Source organism: Rhodoferax sp. (genome assembly GCF_018780565.1).
In the GTDB taxonomy this organism is placed as follows: domain Bacteria; phylum Pseudomonadota; class Gammaproteobacteria; order Burkholderiales; family Burkholderiaceae_C; genus Rhodoferax.
In genome coordinates, this window is sequence record NZ_JADMJN010000005.1 from 222,251 (window position 1) to 242,391 (window position 20,141).

The following is a 20,141-nucleotide window of genomic DNA, read 5'->3' on the forward strand; positions in this document are numbered from 1 at the left end:
GGATATTTATGTCACAAAGTAATCTTGGTTCAAGCGCGCCTTGGTGGAAATTTGGACATGTCTGGCTGGTTTTGTCGGGCCCTGCCATCGTTGTCGTCGCCGGTTTCGTAACGCTTTATCTTGCCGTTACAAGGCCTGATCCGGTCGTTACGGAAGACTATTACCGCAAGGGAATTGAAATCAACAAAACCCTGGAAACGGATGCCAGTCTCGCGCCCGCCATACAGGCTCGCAACCACGCTCAGACCGGGGTTGTGCCAAGGTCAAAAACTGTTACCACTCAGCCCTGACTTTTTGCTTCAATAAACAGGAGGCCTTACTATGGCATCACAACGATGGATGTGGATTGTCTGGCCGGCCTTTCTGGTTGCCGGCATCCTTGAAGTGCTGGTTTTTGCGATGGTTGATCCGCAAGATCTGCACTGGTTCGGGCAACCGGTGGCTATTTCTCGACAAGGTGTTTATACCCTCGCATTTTTTGTGTTTTGGCTGATCGCAATGCTATCAAGTGGCTTGACGACTTTGCTGTCGATGTCGCCGTTTGAAGTCAATCGTTGCCCTTTGCCTCCAGATGCCCGACCGGACGGTTGCCCCAAGCAAGGACCCTGCTAACAGCACTGTTTCATGCAGTCGACTTACTCGGTACAGGCTTTGGGGTTGACGATATCCCTGAGCGCGTCCGTATTGAGGATCCGGACGTGACGTTGCTTGACCTCCACAATGCCATCCTCAACAAATTTTGAGAATGTGCGGCTGACGGTCTCCAGTTTCAAACCCAGATAGCTGCCAATTTCTTCACGGGTCATCCGAAGCACCAATTCCGATTGGGAGAAGCCACGGGCATGCAGTCGCTGAACCAGGTTCAGCAGGAAGGCCGCAAGCCGCTCTTCTGCCCGCATGCTGCCCAGCAGAAGCATCACGCCGTGCTCCCTCACAATTTCGCGACTCATGATTTTGTGCACATGACGTTGCAGTACATTGACCTCGCGAGAAAGCTCTTCTATGCGGTCAAAGGGCATGACACAGACCTCGGCATCCTCCAATGCCACGGCATCGCAGGTGTGATGGTCATTCACGATGCCATCAAGGCCAATGACTTCGCCGGCCATCTGAAAGCCGGTGACTTGATCCCTGCCGTCTTCCGAGGCCACACAGGTTTTGAAGAACCCGGTTCGAATGGCATACAGACTCGTGAATTTTTCGCCATTTCGAAAAAGCGTCGTGCCACGCTTCACTTTGCGTCGGGTTGCCACCACCTCGTCAATGCGATCGAGTTCGTCCGAACTCAGGCCCATGGGCATGCAGAGCTCTCGCATATTGCAGTTGGAGCAGGCGACTTTGATGGATTGAGGGGTCATGATGTAGATTTTGGCACTGATTAGGTGGCAGCCCTGATGTTGATCAAATCTTCCTGATGTGGATTCAGCACTCATTTGACTGAGATCAAGCAATATTCTGATCCTTTGAGGCATATTCGGCAAGCTTGCGAAGGATTATTCATGAATGCCGCTGTTGCCGCCCCCATTTCCGAAGACCTGTTACGTCGATTTGACGTGTCCGGTCCGCGCTATACCTCCTATCCGACAGCGGATCGCTTTGTTGAGGCCTTTTCTGTCGAGGATTACACCCAGGCGCTGAAACAGCGGCGCTCCGGGGCTGCGGCCATGACCTTGCCGCTGTCCTTGTATGTGCACATCCCGTTTTGTGAATCCCTGTGTTATTACTGTGCCTGCAACAAGATCATCACCAAACACCATGATCGCGCAACACCTTATCTACGCTACTTGAGTCGTGAAGTTGATTTGCATACCGAGCATCTGGGTGTCGGGCAGACTGTTACACAGTTGCACTTGGGCGGAGGCACTCCCACATTCCTGTCGGATGACGAACTCCGTGAACTGATGGGCATGCTACGGCGCAACTTCACTTTCACTCCGGGTGGTGAATACTCGATTGAAGTTGATCCGCGCACCATTGATGCCAAACGGCTGGATACGCTGGCCGAGTTGGGGTTCAACCGATTGAGTTTTGGGGTGCAGGATTTTGACCCTGCGGTGCAAAAGGCTGTCCATCGCGTGCAGCCGGCTGAGCAGGTTTTTGCCCTGGTCGAGGCGGCCCGCCAACGTGGATTTGAGTCGATCAACGTTGATCTGATTTATGGCCTGCCGCAGCAGAATCCGGAGTCCTTCGACCGCACGCTGGCGCAGGTCGTGGCCTTGCGGCCAGACCGGATTGCCTTGTACGCCTATGCTCACTTGCCCGAGCGCTTCAAACCCCAGCGCCGCATCAATACCGTCGAATTGCCCAGCGGGGCGGCCAAAGTCGCGATGCTTGCACGCTCTATGGCCGCGTTCATGGGGGCGTCTTACGTGTATGTGGGGATGGATCACTTTGCTTTGCCCACAGATGCGCTGGCAGTGGCCAAGCGCCAGGGGCGTTTGCATCGAAATTTTCAGGGTTACAGCACGCAGCCGGATTGCGATCTGATTGGCCTGGGGGTGTCGTCGATTGGTCGCATTGGGGCCACCTACAGCCAGAACGCCAAGACGCTGGAAGAGTATTACGATTTCCTGGATCAGGGCCGTTTTCCTGTCGTTCGTGGTTTGGGTTTGTCACGTGACGATCTGGTCCGGCGCGCAGTCATCATGGCCTTGATGTGCCAGGGGCAGGTGCTGTTCGAGTCCATTGAACTGGCTTATCTCGTCGATTTTCAGAGGTACTTTGCTACCGAGATCGAGTCCTTGCACCAGCTGGCTGAGCAGGGATTGGTCACCGTGGATGAATCGGGCATTCAGGTCACTGCCATGGGCTGGTTTTTTGTCAGGGCGGTGGCCATGGTTTTTGATCGTTACTTGCAAACTGACCGTACGCGCGCCAAGTTTTCGAAGATCATTTAGCATCGTTCGATGCAAACCTCTCTCGCCGTGACGGCGCTTCTCATGGGCTTGGCGGGTGGCCCGCACTGTGTCGCCATGTGCGGTGCAGCCTGTGCCGGCATCGGACAGGCCGCAGGTCCACGAAAAAATTCTGCCCTATGGAGCTTCCAGGCGGGGCGGGTTGTGGGCTATTCGGCCCTGGGTGCCCTGGCTGCTGCCTCGATGCAGGGCTTGGGTTGGCTGACGGTCCAGTCGGCTGCCTTGCGGCCCGTATGGACGCTATTTCATGTCGCCACCTTGGTCCTTGGCATGTTGCTTTTATGGAATGCGAGGCAACCGGTCTGGCTGGAGCAGGCGGGGCGACGAATTTGGTCTGGCGCACGCTCACTGGCTTCGGCATGGGGCAGGGGTGCACCCTTGGTGATCGGCATTTTCTGGACGTTCCTGCCCTGTGGACTTTTGTATTCGGCCCTGCTGGTCGCGGCCTTGACGGGCAGGGCGACGGAAGGGGCCTATGTCATGGCCTTGTTTGCCCTGGGGACCAGCGTGTCCATGATGGCCGGTCCCTGGCTCTGGCTGCGTTTGCGTGGCGCAGATACCGGTGACTGGGGTGTGCGTCTTGCCGGCATCGCTTTGGCTGCCAGTTCGGCATGGGCGCTTTGGATGGGCTTTTTCCATAATGCTGCGCCGTGGTGCGTGAGCCCTTGAACGCCGGACAAGCGGCTATCATTCGGCAGATTGGAACCGGCAGGAGTACTCGCCATGGATGCTCGCAAACCTCGCAACGAAGCCAAGCGCCTGGAAGCGTTGCACTCCTATGTCATCCTGGACTCGGCTGCAGAGCAGGCTTACGATGACATTGTCAACTTGGCCTCTTACATCTGCGATGCCCCCATGGCGTTGATTACCCTGATTGACGAAGATCGCCAGTGGTTCAAGGCGAGGGTGGGTGTGGATATATTGCAGACGCCCCGCGGAGATGCCTTTTGTGCCCATGCAATTCTCGATCCCCATGAGGTGATGCAGGTCCAGGACACCTCACTGGACCCACGTTTTTCCGAAAACCCCCTGGTCACCGCTGATCCAAACATACGCTTTTATGCTGGTGCGCCTCTGGTGACCTCGTCCGGTGCAGCATTGGGAACTGTTTGTGTGGCGGACCGGGTGCCCAGAACGCTGGAGCCACGGATGGTGGATGCACTGAAGGCACTCTCCCGTCAGGTGGTGTCATTGCTTCAGCTTCGCCATTCTCTGGCGGAATTGAAACTTCTCTCCGACGCACAGCAACACCGTCAGAAGCAACTGGAGGGTTATCAAAAGCGCTTGGAAGATTTGAACCTGGTGCTGGTGGAGCAGAACACAACGGATCCATTGACGGGCCTGAAGAATCGCCGTGCGTTTGATCGCATCCTGAATGAGGAATCCTCTCGAACCGAGCGCTCTCATTCATCCCTGGCACTGGCCATCATTGACGTGGACCATTTCAAGTCGTTCAATGACGAATTTGGTCACGTGGCGGGCGATGAAGCACTGCAACAGGTGTCGTTGATGTTGCAATCGCATGCGCGTGCCTACGATCATGCAGCCCGCTATGGCGGCGAAGAGTTTGCCGTGATTCTGCCCGATACCCGAATCGATGCCTGTATGGTGGTTGCTGAGCGAATTCGCCGGGCGGTTCAGGAATTTGACTGGCGTCACAGGCCCATCACGATCAGTGTGGGCGTGGCTACCACCACTTCAGCGAATGGCACCATGAATCTGGTGGAGCGGGCCGACAGGGCCTTGTATGAGGCGAAGCGCAAAGGACGAAACTGCGTAGTGCATTTGGGAGACGCTGCAGTTTTCGTTCCTTAACGCGGCCGGACCGCGGCACCATCTTTCAATTTCGTATCAGGGTACACAATCACTTGTGTACCTTTGTCCAGACCGGCCTTGATCCAGGCTTGCACCCCGTTGCGCGCTGCAACTTCGACTTCCTGCAAACGTGCATGCCCCTTGTCCAGTACGAACAGTCCCGAGCGCGCGCCAACCGGAAACAAGGCGCTGACAGGAACCTTGATGGCGTTTTCGACGACCTGGACCAGCACCCGTATATCCAACTTGAACCCATCACCCAAGGTCTGCCATTTCTCGGGTGACGTCGTGATATCAATGATGGCATTGACCCGTTGTTCCTCCACCCCCAGAGCGGAAACTTTGGTAAACGCTGCCGGCTCGATCAAGCGTACCTGTCCGGTCAGGGTATCGGGCCCCCCCCAATTGGAGAGTTCAACCCTGGTGCCTGGGCGGATCTGCGCGGCGTCTTCGGTCAGAACGTCCACCACCACTTCAAGTTGCGTAGGGTCGCCCAGTTCCATCAACGGCGTGCCGGCCATCACGAGGCCTTCGCTTTGCTGCAGTACTTTGAGGACCCTGCCCGAGACTGGCGCCTTGACCTGGTACTCCCGCTGCTGGACCCCGGGGGTGGTTTGGAAAAACTGCTTCAAGGCAACGCGTGATTGCTCCAGCTCATGGCGTGCAGCATCTTCTTCCTGGCGGGCACTTTCCAGTTCTTTCTCACGCAGGCGAACGCTGAGTCTTCCGGTTTCATTCTGAGTCGGTGAAACAAAGCCTTGTTGGGCCAAAGCTTCGCTGCGCTTGAGTTCGGCTCTTGACTGGTCCAGTGCTGCCGCGGCCCGCTCCACATTGGCCCGCGCGCGCCCCACGGTGGCCTGCATGGCGCCCATCCGCGCCGCCTGCTCGGCACGGGTTCGTTCATCCAGCAAGGCTGGCGCAACTGGCCACAGGGTCGCCACGGCGGCATCTTTTTGCACAGCATCGCCCTGTTTCAGGTGAATCCGCGCCACGCGGCCCGTCAGTGGTGTTGAGACCACATACCTATCGCGCACCCGTGTCTTGCCGTCCTCTTGCACGGCGCGTTCAAACAAGCCCTGTTCCACGGTGGCAACTTCCACATCAGTTGGGGCTGGCATGAATGCCCATGCGATCAGTGCAAGCCCCAATAGCACGAGCAGTCCAATCAACAGCTTCATTTTCATTCGGTCTTCCTTATTCTCTATTCGCGTGTCTTGAGGACACCCACCAGATCCAGCGTATCTACCCGTCGACGAACAATTAGCGCGCTCATGGCCCCTGCCGCCAGTACACACAAGGCCGCAAAGGCATAGGTCGCTGGCTGAATGACAAAGGGAAAATAGAACTCATCTGTTTCAATCATCGTAACAATGACCGACGCCAAAAAATAGCCAAAGATCATGCCCAGGGGCAGAGCCAATACAATTTCAATGGCCAGCTCCCCCAATAGAAAAGCGGAGACTTCACCGCGGGTGAATCCCAGCACGCGAAGGCTGGCGAGCTCCCAGGCTCTTTCAGCCAAGGCGATGCGGGCGTTGTTGTAGACCACGCCGATCGCGATGATTGTGGCAAACCCGGTCAGAATGGCGCTGAACACCAATACGTTGCGTGCGGTAATTTCCTCGATATTTCTGGCCATCACGGACTTGCTTACCGCGGCCGCCACCCGTGGGAGCTCCTTGATCCTGTTCAGCAGCGCGGGTTCGTAGCCTCGATCCACGGCAACGGTAATCTGGTTCACCATGTCACCCTCGCGCAGCAGCCTGTTGAGGGCGTTGCGTTCGATGTAGGCGTTCATGCCCATCATCTCCGCAACTGTGCCAGCCACGGTCAGGTGAACTACCTCCCGGCGTCCTTCCAGAAATTCCAGGCGCAGGGTGTCGCCAGGTCTTACCCGCAGACGTTCAGCCAGCCGGTCGGTTAGAAGCAGGCCGTCACGCGGCGGAGTGAAAACCTGGTGCCCCAGATCGACGATACGATGCAGCTCGGGTTGCGCAGCTTTGCCCTGGACTGCGCCGCGCCACGCATGGTTGGCATGAACCAGTCGGACTGGCACGCTTCGGGCACCCTCAACAGCACTCACGTGGGGCAGCTTGGCGATCTCATGCTGGACCCGTGCGGGCGTGGCTTCCAGGAGCGCGATCGACACATCGCCCCGCAGAACCTGATTGAACTGGGTGTCCATCAAGAGAGCAATGGCGTCGCGCCAGAATGCGCCGGTGATCACAATAGCCATGGCCACTGCGACGCCAAATACGGTGAGCGTTGTGCGCAGGGGGCGGCGCTCCATGGTCCGCAAAATCATGCGTACTGCGGGTGAGAACCAATGGCGCAAGCCCAAGCGCTCAATCAGCATCGGCTTGTAAACACCCGGCGATGGCGGGCGCATGGCGTCTGCGGGCGAGAGTTTCACGGTGGCACGAATGGCATTGAGGGTGGCCAGTACGGCAGCGGCCATGGCGACACCGACGGCGGCCCAAATCAGCGCCGGGTCAAGGCGGTAGCGCAGCTCGGGAAAGCGAAATACATCAGCATAGATACCTACGAACCAGTGTCCCAGCGCGGCACCCAGACCCAGGCCAATGGCCACACCCACCACGACAATCACCAGCACAAGCTTCAAATAGTGCAGACCAATTGCCCGGTTGTCGTAGCCTAGAGCTTTCAACGCAGCGATTTGTTCGCGTTGTGTGGCAATCTGCCGGCTTAGCACCACGTTCAGGAGAAAGCCGGCCACGGCCAGAAAAATGCTGGGCAGCACCGTTCCCAGCACACGTTGCTCCTTGATTTCCGAATTCAGAATCATGTGGGACATCTGCAGATCCCGACCATGTGCGCTGATCCCGCCGTAGGGCTCCAGCATCCGATTCAGCTGGTCGATCACAGGCCCTTCTGTAGCGCCGGGACCCAAGCGAACGGCCACCTGATTGAAAGCGCCGTCCATGTTGTATGCGGCTGCCAACGCGCGCCGGTCCAGCCAGAACACGCCGAAGCCCTGTTGGTCTGGGGATCCGCCCATGCCTGCGAAGATGTATTCTGGCGAAAGTGCGATCCCCACGATCAGAAGATCCTCGCGCTTGCCGTTGATCAGCGCGTTGATCCGGTCGCCAGGCTTGAGTTGGCGCGCAAGCGCAAATCCCTCGGATACCAGCGTCTCAATCGCGCCATTGTGGTGCGGAGCCACCATTCGTCCGCTGCGTAAATTGACTATATTCAGCCGCTGAGGCAAGCGAACGTCCAGTCCGATCAGCCGTCCGACAATCGGGTCGGCCACATTGGGTATGGTGATCGGCACGATGTGGGACAGCGATGTCTGTACGTGGGCGGCACCGGGAATCGTTTCCAGCTGACGTTCCAGCGACAGTGGTGCGCGTTTGAGGGTGGCAAAAACATCAGCGAAGCGGGCGTCGGCGTAATACAGGTCGCGTGACCACGACAGGGCATCGTATGCGCTGAAGCAGGTGATAAAACCTGCCACACCACTGCCTACCACCAAAGCGATGGTAATGGCTTGACTCCACATCAGGCGAAGATCGCGCAGCAGTTTGCGGTCAAGGGCTTTCACAAGGTACCTTCACCACGAGAGCTCGGAGGGCTTCAGCTTTTGGGCATTGCGCTCAATACGTTGGATGCGGCCACCGCCCAGATGCAGCACTCGATCGGCCATGCCGGCGATGGCCGCATTGTGCGTGATCACGATGGCGGTTGTGCCCAGTTCCCGGTTGATGCGCTCAATCACTTCCAGTACCAGTTTTCCAGTGACGTAGTCGAGCGCGCCGGTAGGCTCGTCGCACAGCAGCACCTCGGGGCGCTTCACGATGGCCCTGGCAATTGCCACGCGTTGTTGCTCGCCCCCGGATAGTTGCGAAGGGAAGTGGTCCAGCCGCTCCCCTAGGCCGACCAGGCTTAGCGCGTCGATAGCCGGCATCGGCTTGTCTGCAATATCGGTTACCAGTTCGACGTTCTCGCGCACCGTCAAGCTCGGAATCAGGTTGTAGAACTGAAACACAAAACCGACGTGCTCGCGCCTATACCGTGTCAGTTGTGCCTCCGTTGCGCCTGTCAACTCGTGTTCGGCAAAGCGGGCAATGCCGCTGCTGGGGCGATCCAAGCCGCCAAGGATGTTGAGCAAGGTTGATTTGCCGCTACCCGAGGGGCCCAGCAAGACGATGAATTCACCGCGATAAACGGTCAGGTCCACATCCAGCAGTGCATGGACTTTCACCTCGCCCATCTGATAGGTCTTGCTCAAGCCCCGGGCCATGAAAACAGCCGGGCGACCTGCCTCATCGCTGGGCGGGTTCTCGCGGGCAGGGGGAAGTGTTTGGACGGTTGGCACAGTTCAGGGTTTGGCGATGGGTGCTATGTGTTCAATATGGCATGTTCTCGCCCTGGCTGGATTGACTTACGTCAAAAAGTGCTGGGGCAGGGATAATCCGTCGCATGCCGAGCCCGAAACCTGTTACTCCTGACCGCTGGAAACTGTCCGTTGCCCCGATGATGGACTGGACTGACCGCCACTGCCGCTACCTTCACCGCTTGTTGTCACGGCATGCTTTGTTGTACACGGAAATGGTCACGACCGGTGCTCTCCTGCATGGCGATGTGCCGCGCCATTTGCGTTACAACGCTGAAGAGCATCCCCTGGCTCTGCAATTGGGCGGTAGCGAGCCGGCTGATCTGGCCCATTGCGCCAGGTTGGGCGAGCAATGGGGCTATGACGAGATCAACCTCAACTGCGGATGCCCCAGTGAACGGGTGCAGCGCGGCGCGTTTGGCGCCTGCCTTATGGCCGAGCCTCAACTGGTGGCAGATTGTGTGAAGGCCATGGTGGATGCTGTGTCAATTCCCGTCACCGTGAAGCATCGCATTGGCATTGACAAGGCCGAGAGCTACGACTTCGTACGCGATTTTGTCGGCACCGTGGCCGAGGCGGGTTGTACAACCTTCATTGTGCATGCCCGCAACGCCTGGCTCAAAGGCTTGAGTCCGAAAGAAAACCGCGAGGTGCCGCCACTGCGGTACGCGCTGGTGCACCAGCTCAAAGTTGATTTTCCGCATCTCACCATCGCCGTCAATGGTGGCATCACGAGTACCGCGCAGGTACAGGAGCAACTGCAGCATGTCGATGGCGTCATGCTCGGCCGGGAGGCCTACCACAACCCCTGGTGGCTCAGCGAGTGGGACGCCGCCTTCTATGGGGCTGCGCCCACCGGCCTTACCCGCGAGCTGGTTGAGGCGCAAATGGTGAACTATATGGAGCGCGAGGCTGCCGAGCACGGCACGCCCTGGTATGCCATAGCGCGTCACATGCTGGGCTTGCGCCATGGTGTGGCGGGTGCACGCCGCTGGCGTCAGGTATGGAGTGATCACAGGCTCAAGGGGCAAGCTGCGCGTGATGTCATGGCGCAAGCCCAGGGAGCGGCGCTTGTTTCGGCCTGAATCGCGTCACCGGCTGGCTTTGGCGCTGATCTGGGTGACCCCGGCGCTTTGGGCTGTCAACTACATCATCGCTCGCAGTGCGCCCGGCGTGGTGGAGCCCTATGCGCTGGCGCTCGGTCGTTGGGCCACAGCCGGTGTCCTGTTGACCCTGTTTGCACGATCAGAGTTGTGGCGCGAGCGCCATGCCATCTTGTCCGTGTGGTACCAATATGTGACGCTTGGATTTTTAGGCATGCTGGTGTGTGGCGCATGGGTTTACCTGGGCGCAAAAACCACGGTAGCCATGAACATTGCGCTGATTTACTCGGCCTCACCCGTGCTGATTGCCCTGGGGGCGGTATTTTGGCTGGGCGAACGCTTCAGGGCACGCCAGGTGCTCGGTGTTGTGGTGGCCTTGGCTGGAGTGGTGCATGTGGTCGTGAAGGGTCAATGGATGGCGCTGACTCAGGTGCAATGGGTGGCGGGGGATGGCTGGATCGTGTTGGCCATGGTTTCGTGGGCGCTGTATGCGCTGTTACAGAAGATGTGGCCCAGTTCACTCAGCGCTACGGCGCGGCTGGCTGCGATTTGCATGGGTGGCGTTGCGGTGCTGCTGCCTTGCGCTGTCTGGGAGCTGACCCTGCCCACGACACCTGCCTGGACCTGGAAAGCGACCTGGCTGGTGTTGACCGCGGCACTTGTGCCCGGCCTTGTTGCCTACTGGATTTATGGCTGGTCGCAAAAGATCCTGGGGGCCAGTCGGGTGGCGGTCACGCTGTACCTGGGGCCTTTGTATGCTGCGGTTGCCGCTTGGGGTGTGCTCAATGAACCTTTGGGCTGGCACCATCTGGTAGGGGCCGGTCTGATCCTGCCGGGCGTTTTCCTGGTAACCCGTACCGAGACTGCGCCTTAACCCCCCTGGGCTGGCGCTTGTTAAAGGTCAGGCAAGGTATCATGTCAGGATGTTTCGGTGCTTGCCTGACAAGCCCAAAACCCGGGAAATACCAGTCAAATCAATAGCTTAAGTAGCTTCACCGATCCGTGCGTCTCAATTCAATCAAGTTATCGGGGTTCAAGTCCTTCGCCGAGCCAACCAATTTCATGCTGCCAGGGCAACTGGTGGGTGTGGTCGGGCCCAATGGTTGCGGCAAATCCAACATCATGGATGCGGTGCGCTGGGTGCTGGGTGAGTCCAAGGCTTCAGAACTGCGTGGCGAGTCCATGCAGGACGTCATTTTCAATGGCACCACCACGCGCAAGCCGGCCAGCCGTGCCAGTGTCGAACTGGTGTTTGACAATGCGGACCACCGTGCCGGAGGGCAGTGGGCGCAGTTCGGCGAAATTGCCGTCAAGCGCGTGTTGACGCGCGATGGCACCAGCAGCTACTACATCAACAACCAGCCCGTGCGTCGCCGTGATGTGCAGGACGTCTTTTTGGGCACCGGCCTGGGGCCGCGCGCCTACGCCATCATTGGTCAGGGCACCATCAGCCGCATCATTGAATCCAAGCCTGAAGAACTGCGCCTCTTTTTGGAAGAGGCGGCGGGCGTCTCCAAGTACAAGGAGCGCCGGCGTGAAACAGAAAACCGCCTGAGCGACACCCGCGAAAACCTGACCCGCGTGGAAGACATTCTGCGCGAGCTCAATGCCAACCTGGAAAAGCTGGAGAAGCAGGCCGAGGTGGCGCAGAAGTACAACACCTTGTCGGCGGATGCCACGCTCAAACAGCATCAACTGTGGTTTCTCAAGCGCACGGAGTCCGAGGCGGATCAGGCCAAGGTCAATGCGGATGCGCAGGGCGCGGTCAATGCGCTGGAGAGCCGGGTGGCTGATTTGCGCCATATCGAATCCGAACTGGAAACCGTGCGCCAGGCCCATTACGCGGCCGGGGATCAGGTCAATCAGGCGCAGGGCTTGCTGTACGAAGCCAGCACCGAGGTGGGTCGCCTGGAAGCCGAAATCCGTTTTGTGGTGGAAGGTCGTCAGCGCGTCGAGCAGCGCCTGATCACGCTCAAGGAGCAAACCGCCCAGTGGGCCACCCGCCGCGATGACGCCCAGGCCGAGATTGAAAATCTGCTTGAGCTGGCCATGCTCGGTGAAGAGAAAACCGAATTGCTGGCCGCTCAGGTGGAGGACCAAGCCCAGCAACTGCCGGATCTGGAAGAAGCCTTGCGATTGGCCCAGAAAGCGGCTAACGAGCAACGCAGCAGCGTGGCGCAGGTACAGCAGCAGATTCAGGTGCTGGCGGCCGACCAGCGCAGCATTGAAGAGCAGTCACGCCAGCTCACCAGTCGTCGCGAGCGTCTGAGTGCCGACCGCAATGCACTGGCCGCACCGGATGAGGCCCGGCTGGTCAATCTGCAAAGTCAGTTGGCGCAGGCCCAGGAAACCGCCAGTGTGGCCGAGGGTCGCCTGCATGAACTGCAGGAGAGCGTGCCACAGCTTGACGAAAGCCGTCGTGCCCAGCAGCAGGCCGTGAACACCGAATCTGCCCGGCAGGCCGATTTGTCGGCCCGCATGGAGGCCTTGAAGGCTTTGCAGGAGAAAGTCAAGACCGATGGCAAGTTGCAACCCTGGCTGGCCAAGCATGGGCTGGAGAGCTTGCAGGGCTTGTGGAGCCGCATCCACATTGAACAGGGTTGGGAAAACGCACTGGAAGGCGCCTTGCGCGAACGTCTGGGTGCACTGGAAGTGTCGCGTCTGGACATGGTGCGCTCTTTCGGCGCTGATGCCCCGCCCGCCAAGTTGGCGTTTTACAGCCCACCACTGGCGGCCTTGCCGGAAAAGGCATCTGCACTGCCGCGCCTGTCTGATTTGTTGCGCGTCAACGATGCGGGGCAAAACGCGGTCCTGACCGATTGGCTGCATGGTTGCTTCACGGCCGCCAGTTTTGAAGACGCACTGGCCCATCGCGACAAGCTGCAGCCCGGTGAAATGATTTTCGTGAAGTCGGGCCATGCCGTGGGTCCGTACAGCGTGAATTTTTACGCGCAGGATTCCGAACAGGCTGGTTTGTTGGCTCGGGCCCAGGAAATTGAAAACCTGGAAAAGCAGTTACGGGCACAAGCCCTGATCAGCGACGAAAGCCGTTCTGCGCTGGTGCGGGCCGAGGCGGCCTACGCCGATGCCTCCCAGCGTCTGGTTGCGGTGCGTCGCGAGGCTGCAGAGAGCCAAAGCCGCGCCCATGAGCTGCAGGTTGAAACCTTGCGACTGAGTCAGCTGGCTGAGCAAACCCGTGCCCGCAGCGAGCAAATTGCAGGCGATCTGGCCGAGGTGGATGCGCAGTTGGGCGATTTGCAGGAGCGCCGGGTTACTGCCGAGGGCCGGTTTGAAGAGCTGGACATGCAGCTTGCCGACACCCAGGAACGCCACGCCCAGCTGGATGAGCGGGTGATCAATGCCGAGCGCAAACTCGGTGAGTGCCGAGAGCAGCAGCGCAGCCTGGAACGTCAGTCGCAAGAGGCCGTGTTTTCCATGCGCAGCCTCGATGCACGCAAGGCCGAGTTGTCACGCGCTATCGAAACTGCAGCGCAACAGGCCGATTCCATAAAGGCTGAAGAGCAGCGAGCCATTGAAGAGCTGGCGCGATTGACCGACGCTGCAGCCCAAGGGGGACTGCAAAATGCTTTGGCCGTCAAACTTGATCGCGAGCAGGCTCTGGGTGCGCGGCGCAGTGAATACGATGACCTGACCGCCAAATTGCGCGCCAGCGACGAGCGCCGCCTGCAGCTGGAGCGCGAGCTGGACCCCTTGCGTCAGCGCATCACTGAATTTCAGCTCAAGGAACAGGCCGCGCGTCTGGGCTTTGAGCAATACACCCAATTGCTCACCGAAGCGCAGGCGGATCTGCAGGCCGTTGCCAAGTCGATCGCAGATGGCAATGTCCGTCTGAGTGGCATGCAAAGCGAAATCGATCGCCTCAACCGCGAAATAGCGGCATTGGGGGCCGTGAACCTGGCGGCGCTGGACGAGCTGGCCACGGCCCGCGAGCGCAAGCAATTTCTGGATTCCCAGAACGCGGATTTGGTCGAGGCCATGACCACGCTTGAAGACGCCATCAAGAAGATTGACGGTGAGACCCGCGAGTTGCTTGCAGGCACCTTCAACACCGTGAACGAGCACTTCGGCAAGATGTTCCCCGAACTGTTTGGCGGGGGCAATGCCCGGCTGGTCATCACAGGGGAGGAAATTCTGGACTCCGGCGTGCAGGTGATTGCCCAGCCGCCAGGCAAGAAGAACCAGACCATTCATTTGCTGTCGGGCGGAGAAAAAGCGCTGACCGCGATTGCCCTGGTGTTTGCCATTTTTCAACTCAACCCCGCACCCTTTTGCTTGCTGGACGAGGTGGATGCGCCGCTGGACGACGCCAACACCGAACGTTACGCCAAGCTGGTGTCCAGCATGAGCAAGGAAACGCAGTTCCTGTTCATCAGTCACAACAAGATTGCCATGGAAATGGCCAAGCAGTTGATTGGCGTGACGATGCAGGAACAGGGTGTTTCCCGCATCGTCGCGGTGGACATGGATGCGGCGGTCTCGATGGTGGAAGCGACCTGAATCCCATGAGTACTTTGCAGATCGGTTTGGCCGTCGGTGGCGGCTTGGTATTGGCAGTCATGGTGGCGCACGGGGCATGGACCTCGCGCAAGAACCAGCCGCGACAAGCCACACCCGACGTGACCAGCAACGAAACCCAGCCCAACTCGGGCATCGAGCCGGAGCTGGATGCTGCAGCATTCGATGTGGCCAGTTTTCCCGTACCGATGCTGGAGCGCAGGCCATCCATGGATGCGTTGATCGACATCATTGCCCCTATTGCCTTGGAAAGCCCGGTCTCAGGCGACGCCGCGCTGGCCGCCATGCCAACGACTCGTCGTGCCGGCAGCAAGCCGTTTGCCATCGAAGGTTTCAATGAGGCCACGCAGCGCTGGGAAACACCAGCGCTGGGTCAGCGCTACGCCACCTTTCAGGCCGGCGTGCAGCTGGCCAACCGCACCGGTGCTCTCAATGAAATTGAGTACTCCGAGTTTGTGATGAAAACGCAGGCTTTTTGCGACACTATCAATGGCACACCGGACTTCCCGGAAATGCTGGAAGAAGTGGCCCGGGCGCGCGAGCTGGACCAGTTTGCCGGTGACCATGATGCGCAGCTTGGCTTTGTCCTGCGCGCCCGCAATGCGGCCTGGAGCCCTGGGTACGTGCAGCAAACTGCGTCGCGGCTTGGCTTTGTGGCGGGGGTGATTCCGGGGCGCATGGTGGTACCTGCCAGCTTGCCCGGTCTGCCGCCCGTGCTGGGTCTGAGCTTTGATACACAAGCTGCGATGGCGGATGATCCGGCCCAGTCCGCTATCCGTGAGCTGGTCCTCAGCCTGGACGTGCCGCAGGTTGATCGCAGTGAGCGCGCCTTTGAGCGCATGTGCGAGACGGCGCAGTCGCTGGCGCAAAGCATGGACGGCGTGGTGACAGATGACAACGGCTTGCCTCTGCCCCCAGAAGCCATGTCGGTGATTGGTGCGGAGTTGGAGCATTTGTACGACACTCTGGATCAACGTGATTTGTCCGCGGGCTCTGCCTTGGCGCGACGTCTGTTCTCCTGACATCCGGTTTGCTTCGCATGGTGACTCAGGATCTGTTTGCTGCAGGCGCATCCCCGTTGGAATTGGAGCGCATTGCACAGCTAAGGCGTCTCCTGCATGAACATGCGCACCGTTATTACGTGCTGGACGAGCCCACCATTCCGGATGCTGAGTACGACCGCATGTTTCAGGAGTTGCAGTCGCTGGAGGCGCAGCATCCTGAGTTGATCACACCAGACTCCCCGACACAGCGGGTGGGCGGGCGAGCGTTGGAGCACTTTGCAAGTGTGCGCCATGCCGTGCCCATGCTGAGTATTCGCACCGAGACCGATACCCAGTCCAGCGGTGCCGAGAATTTTGATGCCCGGGTTCGGCGTGAGTTGGGCCTGGACGCCTCAGCCCCGGCGGTGGAGTACGTGGCCGAACCCAAGTTCGATGGCCTGGCCATGAGTCTGCGCTATGAGCACGGTGTGCTGGTGCAGGCAGCCACACGCGGCGACGGCGAAGTCGGTGAAGACGTCACGCAGAATATTCGCACCATCGGTCAGATCCCATTGCGTTTGCCAGCCCAGGTGCCGCCAGTGCTGGAGGTGCGCGGCGAGGTCTACATGCGCCGCGACGACTTTCAAAGGCTGAACGAGCAGCAGCGCGACAAGGGCCTCAAAACCTTCGTCAATACCCGCAACGCCGCCGCCGGTGCGGTGCGCCAGCTTGACCCTGCGATTGCCGCGCAGCGACCTTTGAGTTTTTTTGCCTATGGCTTGGGCGAGATCACACCTGCTGAGTCGGGTGGCCCTGCGTTTGAGACGCACTATGCCATGTTGCAGGCCCTGAAATCATGGGGTTTTCCGGTCTCGGCCCTCGTTGGTATTGCACAAGGTGCTGCTGAATTGGTAGCGTACTACGAGGCCATCGGGCGCCAGCGTGACGGTCTGGGCTTTGACATCGACGGAGTGGTCTACAAGGTCAACAGTCTGGCGCTGCAGCGGCGCATGGGTTTTGTCACGCGTGAGCCGCGTTGGGCGGTGGCGCACAAGTTCCCGGCGCAGGAACAGTTCACCACCGTGGTGGGGATCGAGGTGCAGGTGGGGCGTACCGGCAAGCTGACACCGGTGGCCAAGCTGGCGCCGGTGTTTGTGGGCGGTGTGACCGTCACCAATGCCACGCTGCACAACGAAGACGAAGCCCGCCGCAAGGACGTGCGCGTGGGTGACACGGTGATCGTGCGCCGTGCCGGTGATGTTATTCCTGAAGTGGTGGCGGTCGTTGCAGAGAAGCGGCAGCCGGGGGCCATCGAGTTCACCATGCCGCGCATTTGCCCGGTGTGCGGCAGCGCGGCGGTGCGCGAGGAAGGCGAGGCCGACTACCGCTGCACTGGCGGGCTGTTCTGCAGTGCCCAGCGCAAGCAGGCGATTCTTCACTTTGCCCAGCGCCGGGCGGTGGAGGTCGAGGGACTTGGCGAAAAGCTGGTGGACCAGCTGGTGGATGGTGATGTCATTCGTACCCTGCCGGACTTGTACCGCCTGGGCCTCACGGCACTGGCCAGTCTGGACCGGATGGCTGATAAATCGGCACAGAACATCGTGCAGGCGCTGGAGAAATCCAAGCAAACCACACTGCCACGCTTTCTCTTTGGTCTCGGTATTCGCCATGTGGGCGAGGCCACGGCCAAGGAGTTGGCGCGCCACTTTGGCGGGCTGGATGCAATCATGAATGCGAGCGAGGAACAACTCCTGCAGGTGAACGATATCGGTCCGATCGTGGCTCAAAGCGTGCGCACATTCTTCGATCAGGCGCATAACCGCGAGGTTGTGGAGCAGCTGCGCGCCTGTGGTGTGACATGGGAAGAGGGCGCCCCGGCCTTGGCAACGCCCAAGCCGTTGACCGGCAAGACTTTTGTGCTGACTGGCACACTGCCAACCCTGAGCCGTGACGAGGCCAAAGAACTGATTGAGGCGGCCGGAGGCAAAGTGGCTGGCTCGGTCAGCAAGAAAACAGACTATGTGGTGGCAGGCACTGAGGCTGGCAGCAAACTCGAAAAAGCCCAGTCCCTGGGCGTCGCCATTCTGGATGAATCGGGCCTGCAAACGCTGCTGGCCACTTTTACAGGCTGATCGGCGTCAGTCGTTCGGATTGCAGGAAGGCCGCTCAGCGACATAGCGCTCGGGACGGCGCCATAGCCAAAGTAGCACACAGGCCATGCATGCGATCGCCAGCCATGCAACCCAAGGCTTGGGTGCTGTCAATAGCAACAAGACCGCACTGGCGCTCATCACCAGTGTCGCAGCCCATTTGGCATGGCGGCGTACCACACCGCCGCGACGCCAGTCTTTCAGCATGGGGCCAAAGGCCGTGTGGTTTTCAAGCCAGGTCAACAAACGTGGCGAGCTGCGCGCAGCGGCCCAGGCTGAGAGCAGGATGAAGGGTGTGGTGGGTAGCACGGGCAGAAAGATCCCGATAAAGCCCAGCAGCAGACACACCAGCGCCAGGCCTCTGAGAAGCCATTGCACGATCAGGGAATGTGCCGGTGCAACGGGGCCGCCTACCTGAGGCTGCGGGTGATGAGATGAGGACATGCTCCGATTGTGCCGCGAAGACCTGTTCACGGTATGCTTGCAGGCTTGACTCCAGATAACCCCCATGACCGTACGCAACATCCTCAAAATGGGCGATCCGCGCTTGCTGCGCATAGCCCAGCCAGTGCCCCGGTTCGACACAGATGAATTACATCTTTTGATCACCGACATGCTCGACACCATGCTTGCCGCCAACGGAGCCGGGCTTGCCGCGCCGCAGATTGGGGTGGACCTGCAAGTGGTGATTTTTGGCAGCAATGAGCGCAATCCACGCTACCCGGATGCGCCGATTGTTCCAAAGACGGTACTTGTCAATCCCGTGATCACGCCATTGGGGCAATCTGAAGGCGAGGTGGCTGTGCTGGAAGAAGAGGACTGGGAGGGGTGCCTTTCGGTGCCGGGCTTGCGTGCTGTGGTGCCGCGGTTTGCGCGTATTCGCTACACCGGCTTCGACCAGTACGGCGACCCGATCGACCGCACGGTGGAAGGTTTTCACGCCCGCGTGGTGCAGCATGAATGCGACCACCTGATCGGCAAGCTTTATCCGATGCGGGTGCGTGACTTCACCCGCTTTGGTTTCACCGATGTGCTGTTTCCGGGGCTGGACGCTTCGCAGGACGACTGAATCTATCTGTCGACCTTGGCATGGTTGCGGGTACCACCAGTGTGTGCGCCCTGCACATGGCCTGCTGAGCCTTGCTGGCCCCTTGGGTGCAGGCGGGCCGCTGTGGTGAGTTCAGTCAGTATGGCGCAGTGCGCAGTGTCCTGCGTCTGTTGGCACAGTGCCCTCAAGCCCTTGAGCTGCTTCTCCAACTGGCGAAGGCCATGGATGCGGGTTGCCACATGGTCGATGTGTTCATCCAGCAGTGCGTTCACTTCCGCACAGTTCTCCGCCGGTGCATCTTTGAACTGCAGAAGCACCCGGATTTCATCCAGTGTCATGTCCAGATTTCGGCAATGGCGTATAAAAGACAGGCGTTCAACATGGCAATCGCTGTAGATGCGGTAGTTGCCCTCGGTCCGGTTGGTTTCCGGCAGGATACCTGCTCGCTCGTAGTAGCGAATGGTTTCAATGGGAACGCCTGTGGTCGTTGAAAGTACACCGATCTTCATGGGATTCAAGTATAAAGCTTGACTCTGTAGTGACTACCGGGTTTCCAATAGAGGCTCACCAAGGAAAGCCACCATGTCTACTCATTGCTGCGACCACGATACGCCCGATACCCACACCATTTCCGATCTTCCCCGGTACCGCCGGATTCTCTGGATTGCCCTTGTCGTCAATGCCGCCATGTTCCTGGTGGAATTGGCGGCTGGTTTCAATTCCGGATCCCTGTCACTTTTGGCGGATGCCATTGATTTCGCGGGCGATTCAATTAACTATGGTGTTTCTATCGCTGTGCTGGCCGCAGGTTTGACGTTGAGATCGCGTGCGGCCATGCTAAAGGCTGTCAGCATGATGGGATTTGGCCTGTTTGTTCTGAGCAACGCACTGTGGAACATGGTCTTCGGCACTGTTCCCGATGCGCAGACCATGGGGCTGGTGGGGACGTTGGCATTGATTGCCAACCTGAGCGTGGCCTGGATGCTGTATGCCTTCCGCGAAGGCGATGCCAACATGCGAAGTGTCTGGCTGTGCACCCGCAACGACGCCATAGCCAACCTTGCCGTGTTGGCCGCTGCCTTGGGTGTGTTCGGGACCGGCTCGGCGTGGCCCGATCTATTTGTCGCCATCATCATGTCGTCGCTGGCCTTGCATGGCGGCTGGTCAGTGCTGCGGCAGGCACGTGGTGAGCTGAACGGCGGAGCGATGCATGGGCACTCCCACGCAGATTGAT

The 20,141-nt window shown here is 59.2% G+C and carries 18 protein-coding genes; 12 read left to right on the forward strand and 6 right to left on the reverse strand.

The features are described 5' to 3' along the window. Positions 1–8: 8 nt before the first annotated feature. A complete protein-coding gene (locus tag IV109_RS08540; protein ID WP_296694887.1) occupies positions 9–290 on the forward strand; it encodes a FixH family protein in 282 nt (93 codons plus the stop codon). A 31-nt stretch (positions 291–321) separates the two neighbouring features. Continuing rightward, complete coding sequence (locus tag IV109_RS08545; RefSeq protein WP_296694889.1) at positions 322–612, forward strand: hypothetical protein; 291 nt, start codon at positions 322–324, stop codon at positions 610–612. A 23-nt stretch (positions 613–635) separates the two neighbouring features. On the opposite strand, the gene fnr is transcribed toward IV109_RS08545, so the two are convergent. Beyond that, positions 636–1,358 (reverse strand): fumarate/nitrate reduction transcriptional regulator Fnr, encoded by a 723-nt coding sequence (gene fnr, locus IV109_RS08550; protein ID WP_296694891.1) that lies wholly within the window; start codon positions 1,356–1,358, stop codon positions 636–638. A 141-nt stretch (positions 1,359–1,499) separates the two neighbouring features. Here fnr and hemN point away from each other — a divergent pair, with 141 nt between their 5' ends. The 3 genes from hemN to IV109_RS08565 are packed head-to-tail and all read left to right on the forward strand — an operon-like array spanning position 1,500 to position 4,730. Next, entirely contained in the window at positions 1,500–2,897 is a 1,398-nt protein-coding gene (gene hemN, locus IV109_RS08555; protein ID WP_296694892.1) for an oxygen-independent coproporphyrinogen III oxidase, read from the forward strand. 9 nt (positions 2,898–2,906) lie between these two features. Beyond that, complete coding sequence (locus IV109_RS08560) at positions 2,907–3,584, forward strand: sulfite exporter TauE/SafE family protein (protein ID WP_296694894.1); 678 nt, start codon at positions 2,907–2,909, stop codon at positions 3,582–3,584. A 54-nt stretch (positions 3,585–3,638) separates the two neighbouring features. Continuing rightward, positions 3,639–4,730, forward strand: a complete 1,092-nt coding sequence (locus IV109_RS08565; RefSeq protein ID WP_296694896.1) for a sensor domain-containing diguanylate cyclase — start codon at positions 3,639–3,641, stop codon at positions 4,728–4,730. On the opposite strand, the gene IV109_RS08570 is transcribed toward IV109_RS08565, so the two are convergent. The 3 genes from IV109_RS08570 to IV109_RS08580 are packed head-to-tail and all read right to left on the reverse strand — an operon-like array spanning position 4,727 to position 8,994. Beyond that, the gene (locus IV109_RS08570) at positions 4,727–5,914 is read right to left on the reverse strand and encodes an HlyD family efflux transporter periplasmic adaptor subunit (protein ID WP_296694897.1); all 1,188 of its coding nucleotides are present in this window, start codon (positions 5,912–5,914) and stop codon (positions 4,727–4,729) included. The two genes, IV109_RS08565 and IV109_RS08570, sit on opposite strands and share 4 nt — an antisense overlap. A 17-nt stretch (positions 5,915–5,931) precedes the next feature. Further along, positions 5,932–8,295, reverse strand: a complete 2,364-nt coding sequence (locus tag IV109_RS08575; protein ID WP_296694898.1) for an ABC transporter permease — start codon at positions 8,293–8,295, stop codon at positions 5,932–5,934. A gap of 9 nt (positions 8,296–8,304) precedes the next feature. Next, positions 8,305–8,994, reverse strand: coding sequence for an ABC transporter ATP-binding protein (locus tag IV109_RS08580; protein ID WP_296695724.1), 690 nt, complete (start codon positions 8,992–8,994; stop codon positions 8,305–8,307). 179 nt (positions 8,995–9,173) lie between these two features. On the opposite strand from IV109_RS08580, the gene dusA reads away from it, so the two are divergent. The 5 genes from dusA to ligA all read left to right on the forward strand — a co-directional run bounded on the left by dusA (position 9,174) and on the right by ligA (position 17,841). Further along, positions 9,174–10,172, forward strand: coding sequence for a tRNA dihydrouridine(20/20a) synthase DusA (gene dusA / locus IV109_RS08585; protein ID WP_296694899.1), 999 nt, complete (start codon positions 9,174–9,176; stop codon positions 10,170–10,172). Further along, a complete protein-coding gene (locus IV109_RS08590; RefSeq protein ID WP_296694900.1) occupies positions 10,159–11,064 on the forward strand; it encodes a DMT family transporter in 906 nt (301 codons plus the stop codon). Before dusA ends, IV109_RS08590 begins: the two co-directional genes overlap by 14 nt. A gap of 128 nt (positions 11,065–11,192) precedes the next feature. Then, positions 11,193–14,708: a chromosome segregation protein SMC gene (smc, locus tag IV109_RS08595; protein ID WP_296694901.1), complete on the forward strand. Its 3,516-nt coding sequence runs from the start codon at positions 11,193–11,195 to the stop codon at positions 14,706–14,708. A gap of 5 nt (positions 14,709–14,713) precedes the next feature. Continuing rightward, the gene (locus IV109_RS08600; RefSeq protein ID WP_296694902.1) at positions 14,714–15,748 is read left to right on the forward strand and encodes a cell division protein ZipA C-terminal FtsZ-binding domain-containing protein; all 1,035 of its coding nucleotides are present in this window, start codon (positions 14,714–14,716) and stop codon (positions 15,746–15,748) included. 17 nt (positions 15,749–15,765) lie between these two features. Then, positions 15,766–17,841, forward strand: coding sequence for an NAD-dependent DNA ligase LigA (gene ligA, locus IV109_RS08605; RefSeq protein ID WP_296694903.1), 2,076 nt, complete (start codon positions 15,766–15,768; stop codon positions 17,839–17,841). A 6-nt stretch (positions 17,842–17,847) separates the two neighbouring features. Here the strand turns inward: ligA and IV109_RS08610 are convergent, their stop codons facing one another. Further along, on the reverse strand, positions 17,848–18,303 hold the full coding sequence (locus tag IV109_RS08610; protein ID WP_296694905.1) for a YbaN family protein: 456 nt from the start codon (positions 18,301–18,303) through the stop codon (positions 17,848–17,850). Between the two features lie 64 nt (positions 18,304–18,367). On the opposite strand from IV109_RS08610, the gene def reads away from it, so the two are divergent. Further along, positions 18,368–18,928, forward strand: coding sequence for a peptide deformylase (gene def, locus IV109_RS08615; protein ID WP_296694906.1), 561 nt, complete (start codon positions 18,368–18,370; stop codon positions 18,926–18,928). A 2-nt stretch (positions 18,929–18,930) separates the two neighbouring features. On the opposite strand, the gene cadR is transcribed toward def, so the two are convergent. Continuing rightward, positions 18,931–19,416 (reverse strand): Cd(II)/Pb(II)-responsive transcriptional regulator, encoded by a 486-nt coding sequence (gene cadR / locus IV109_RS08620; protein ID WP_296694908.1) that lies wholly within the window; start codon positions 19,414–19,416, stop codon positions 18,931–18,933. A 73-nt stretch (positions 19,417–19,489) separates the two neighbouring features. On the opposite strand from cadR, the gene IV109_RS08625 reads away from it, so the two are divergent. Beyond that, positions 19,490–20,140 carry a cation transporter gene (locus IV109_RS08625; protein WP_296694910.1) on the forward strand — a complete coding sequence of 217 codons (651 nt, stop codon included), beginning with the start codon at positions 19,490–19,492 and terminating at the stop codon, positions 20,138–20,140. Position 20,141 lies beyond the last annotated feature (1 nt).

Bases quoted from the DNA above. Each gene is read 5' to 3' on its own strand.
- IV109_RS08540 (WP_296694887.1), top strand. From the start codon at position 9: ATGTCACAAAGTAATCTTGGTTCAAGCGCGCCTTGGTGGAAATTTGGA.
- IV109_RS08545 (WP_296694889.1), top strand. From the start codon at position 322: ATGGCATCACAACGATGGATGTGGATTGTCTGGCCGGCCTTTCTGGTT.
- fnr (WP_296694891.1), bottom strand. From the start codon at position 1,358: ATGACCCCTCAATCCATCAAAGTCGCCTGCTCCAACTGCAATATGCGA.
- hemN (WP_296694892.1), top strand. From the start codon at position 1,500: ATGAATGCCGCTGTTGCCGCCCCCATTTCCGAAGACCTGTTACGTCGA.
- IV109_RS08560 (WP_296694894.1), top strand. From the start codon at position 2,907: ATGCAAACCTCTCTCGCCGTGACGGCGCTTCTCATGGGCTTGGCGGGT.
- IV109_RS08565 (WP_296694896.1), top strand. From the start codon at position 3,639: ATGGATGCTCGCAAACCTCGCAACGAAGCCAAGCGCCTGGAAGCGTTG.
- IV109_RS08570 (WP_296694897.1), bottom strand. From the start codon at position 5,914: ATGAAAATGAAGCTGTTGATTGGACTGCTCGTGCTATTGGGGCTTGCA.
- IV109_RS08580 (WP_296695724.1), bottom strand. From the start codon at position 8,994: ATGGCCCGGGGCTTGAGCAAGACCTATCAGATGGGCGAGGTGAAAGTC.
- dusA (WP_296694899.1), top strand. From the start codon at position 9,174: ATGCCGAGCCCGAAACCTGTTACTCCTGACCGCTGGAAACTGTCCGTT.
- IV109_RS08600 (WP_296694902.1), top strand. From the start codon at position 14,714: ATGAGTACTTTGCAGATCGGTTTGGCCGTCGGTGGCGGCTTGGTATTG.
- ligA (WP_296694903.1), top strand. From the start codon at position 15,766: ATGGTGACTCAGGATCTGTTTGCTGCAGGCGCATCCCCGTTGGAATTG.
- IV109_RS08610 (WP_296694905.1), bottom strand. From the start codon at position 18,303: ATGTCCTCATCTCATCACCCGCAGCCTCAGGTAGGCGGCCCCGTTGCA.
- def (WP_296694906.1), top strand. From the start codon at position 18,368: ATGACCGTACGCAACATCCTCAAAATGGGCGATCCGCGCTTGCTGCGC.
- cadR (WP_296694908.1), bottom strand. From the start codon at position 19,416: ATGAAGATCGGTGTACTTTCAACGACCACAGGCGTTCCCATTGAAACC.
- IV109_RS08625 (WP_296694910.1), top strand. From the start codon at position 19,490: ATGTCTACTCATTGCTGCGACCACGATACGCCCGATACCCACACCATT.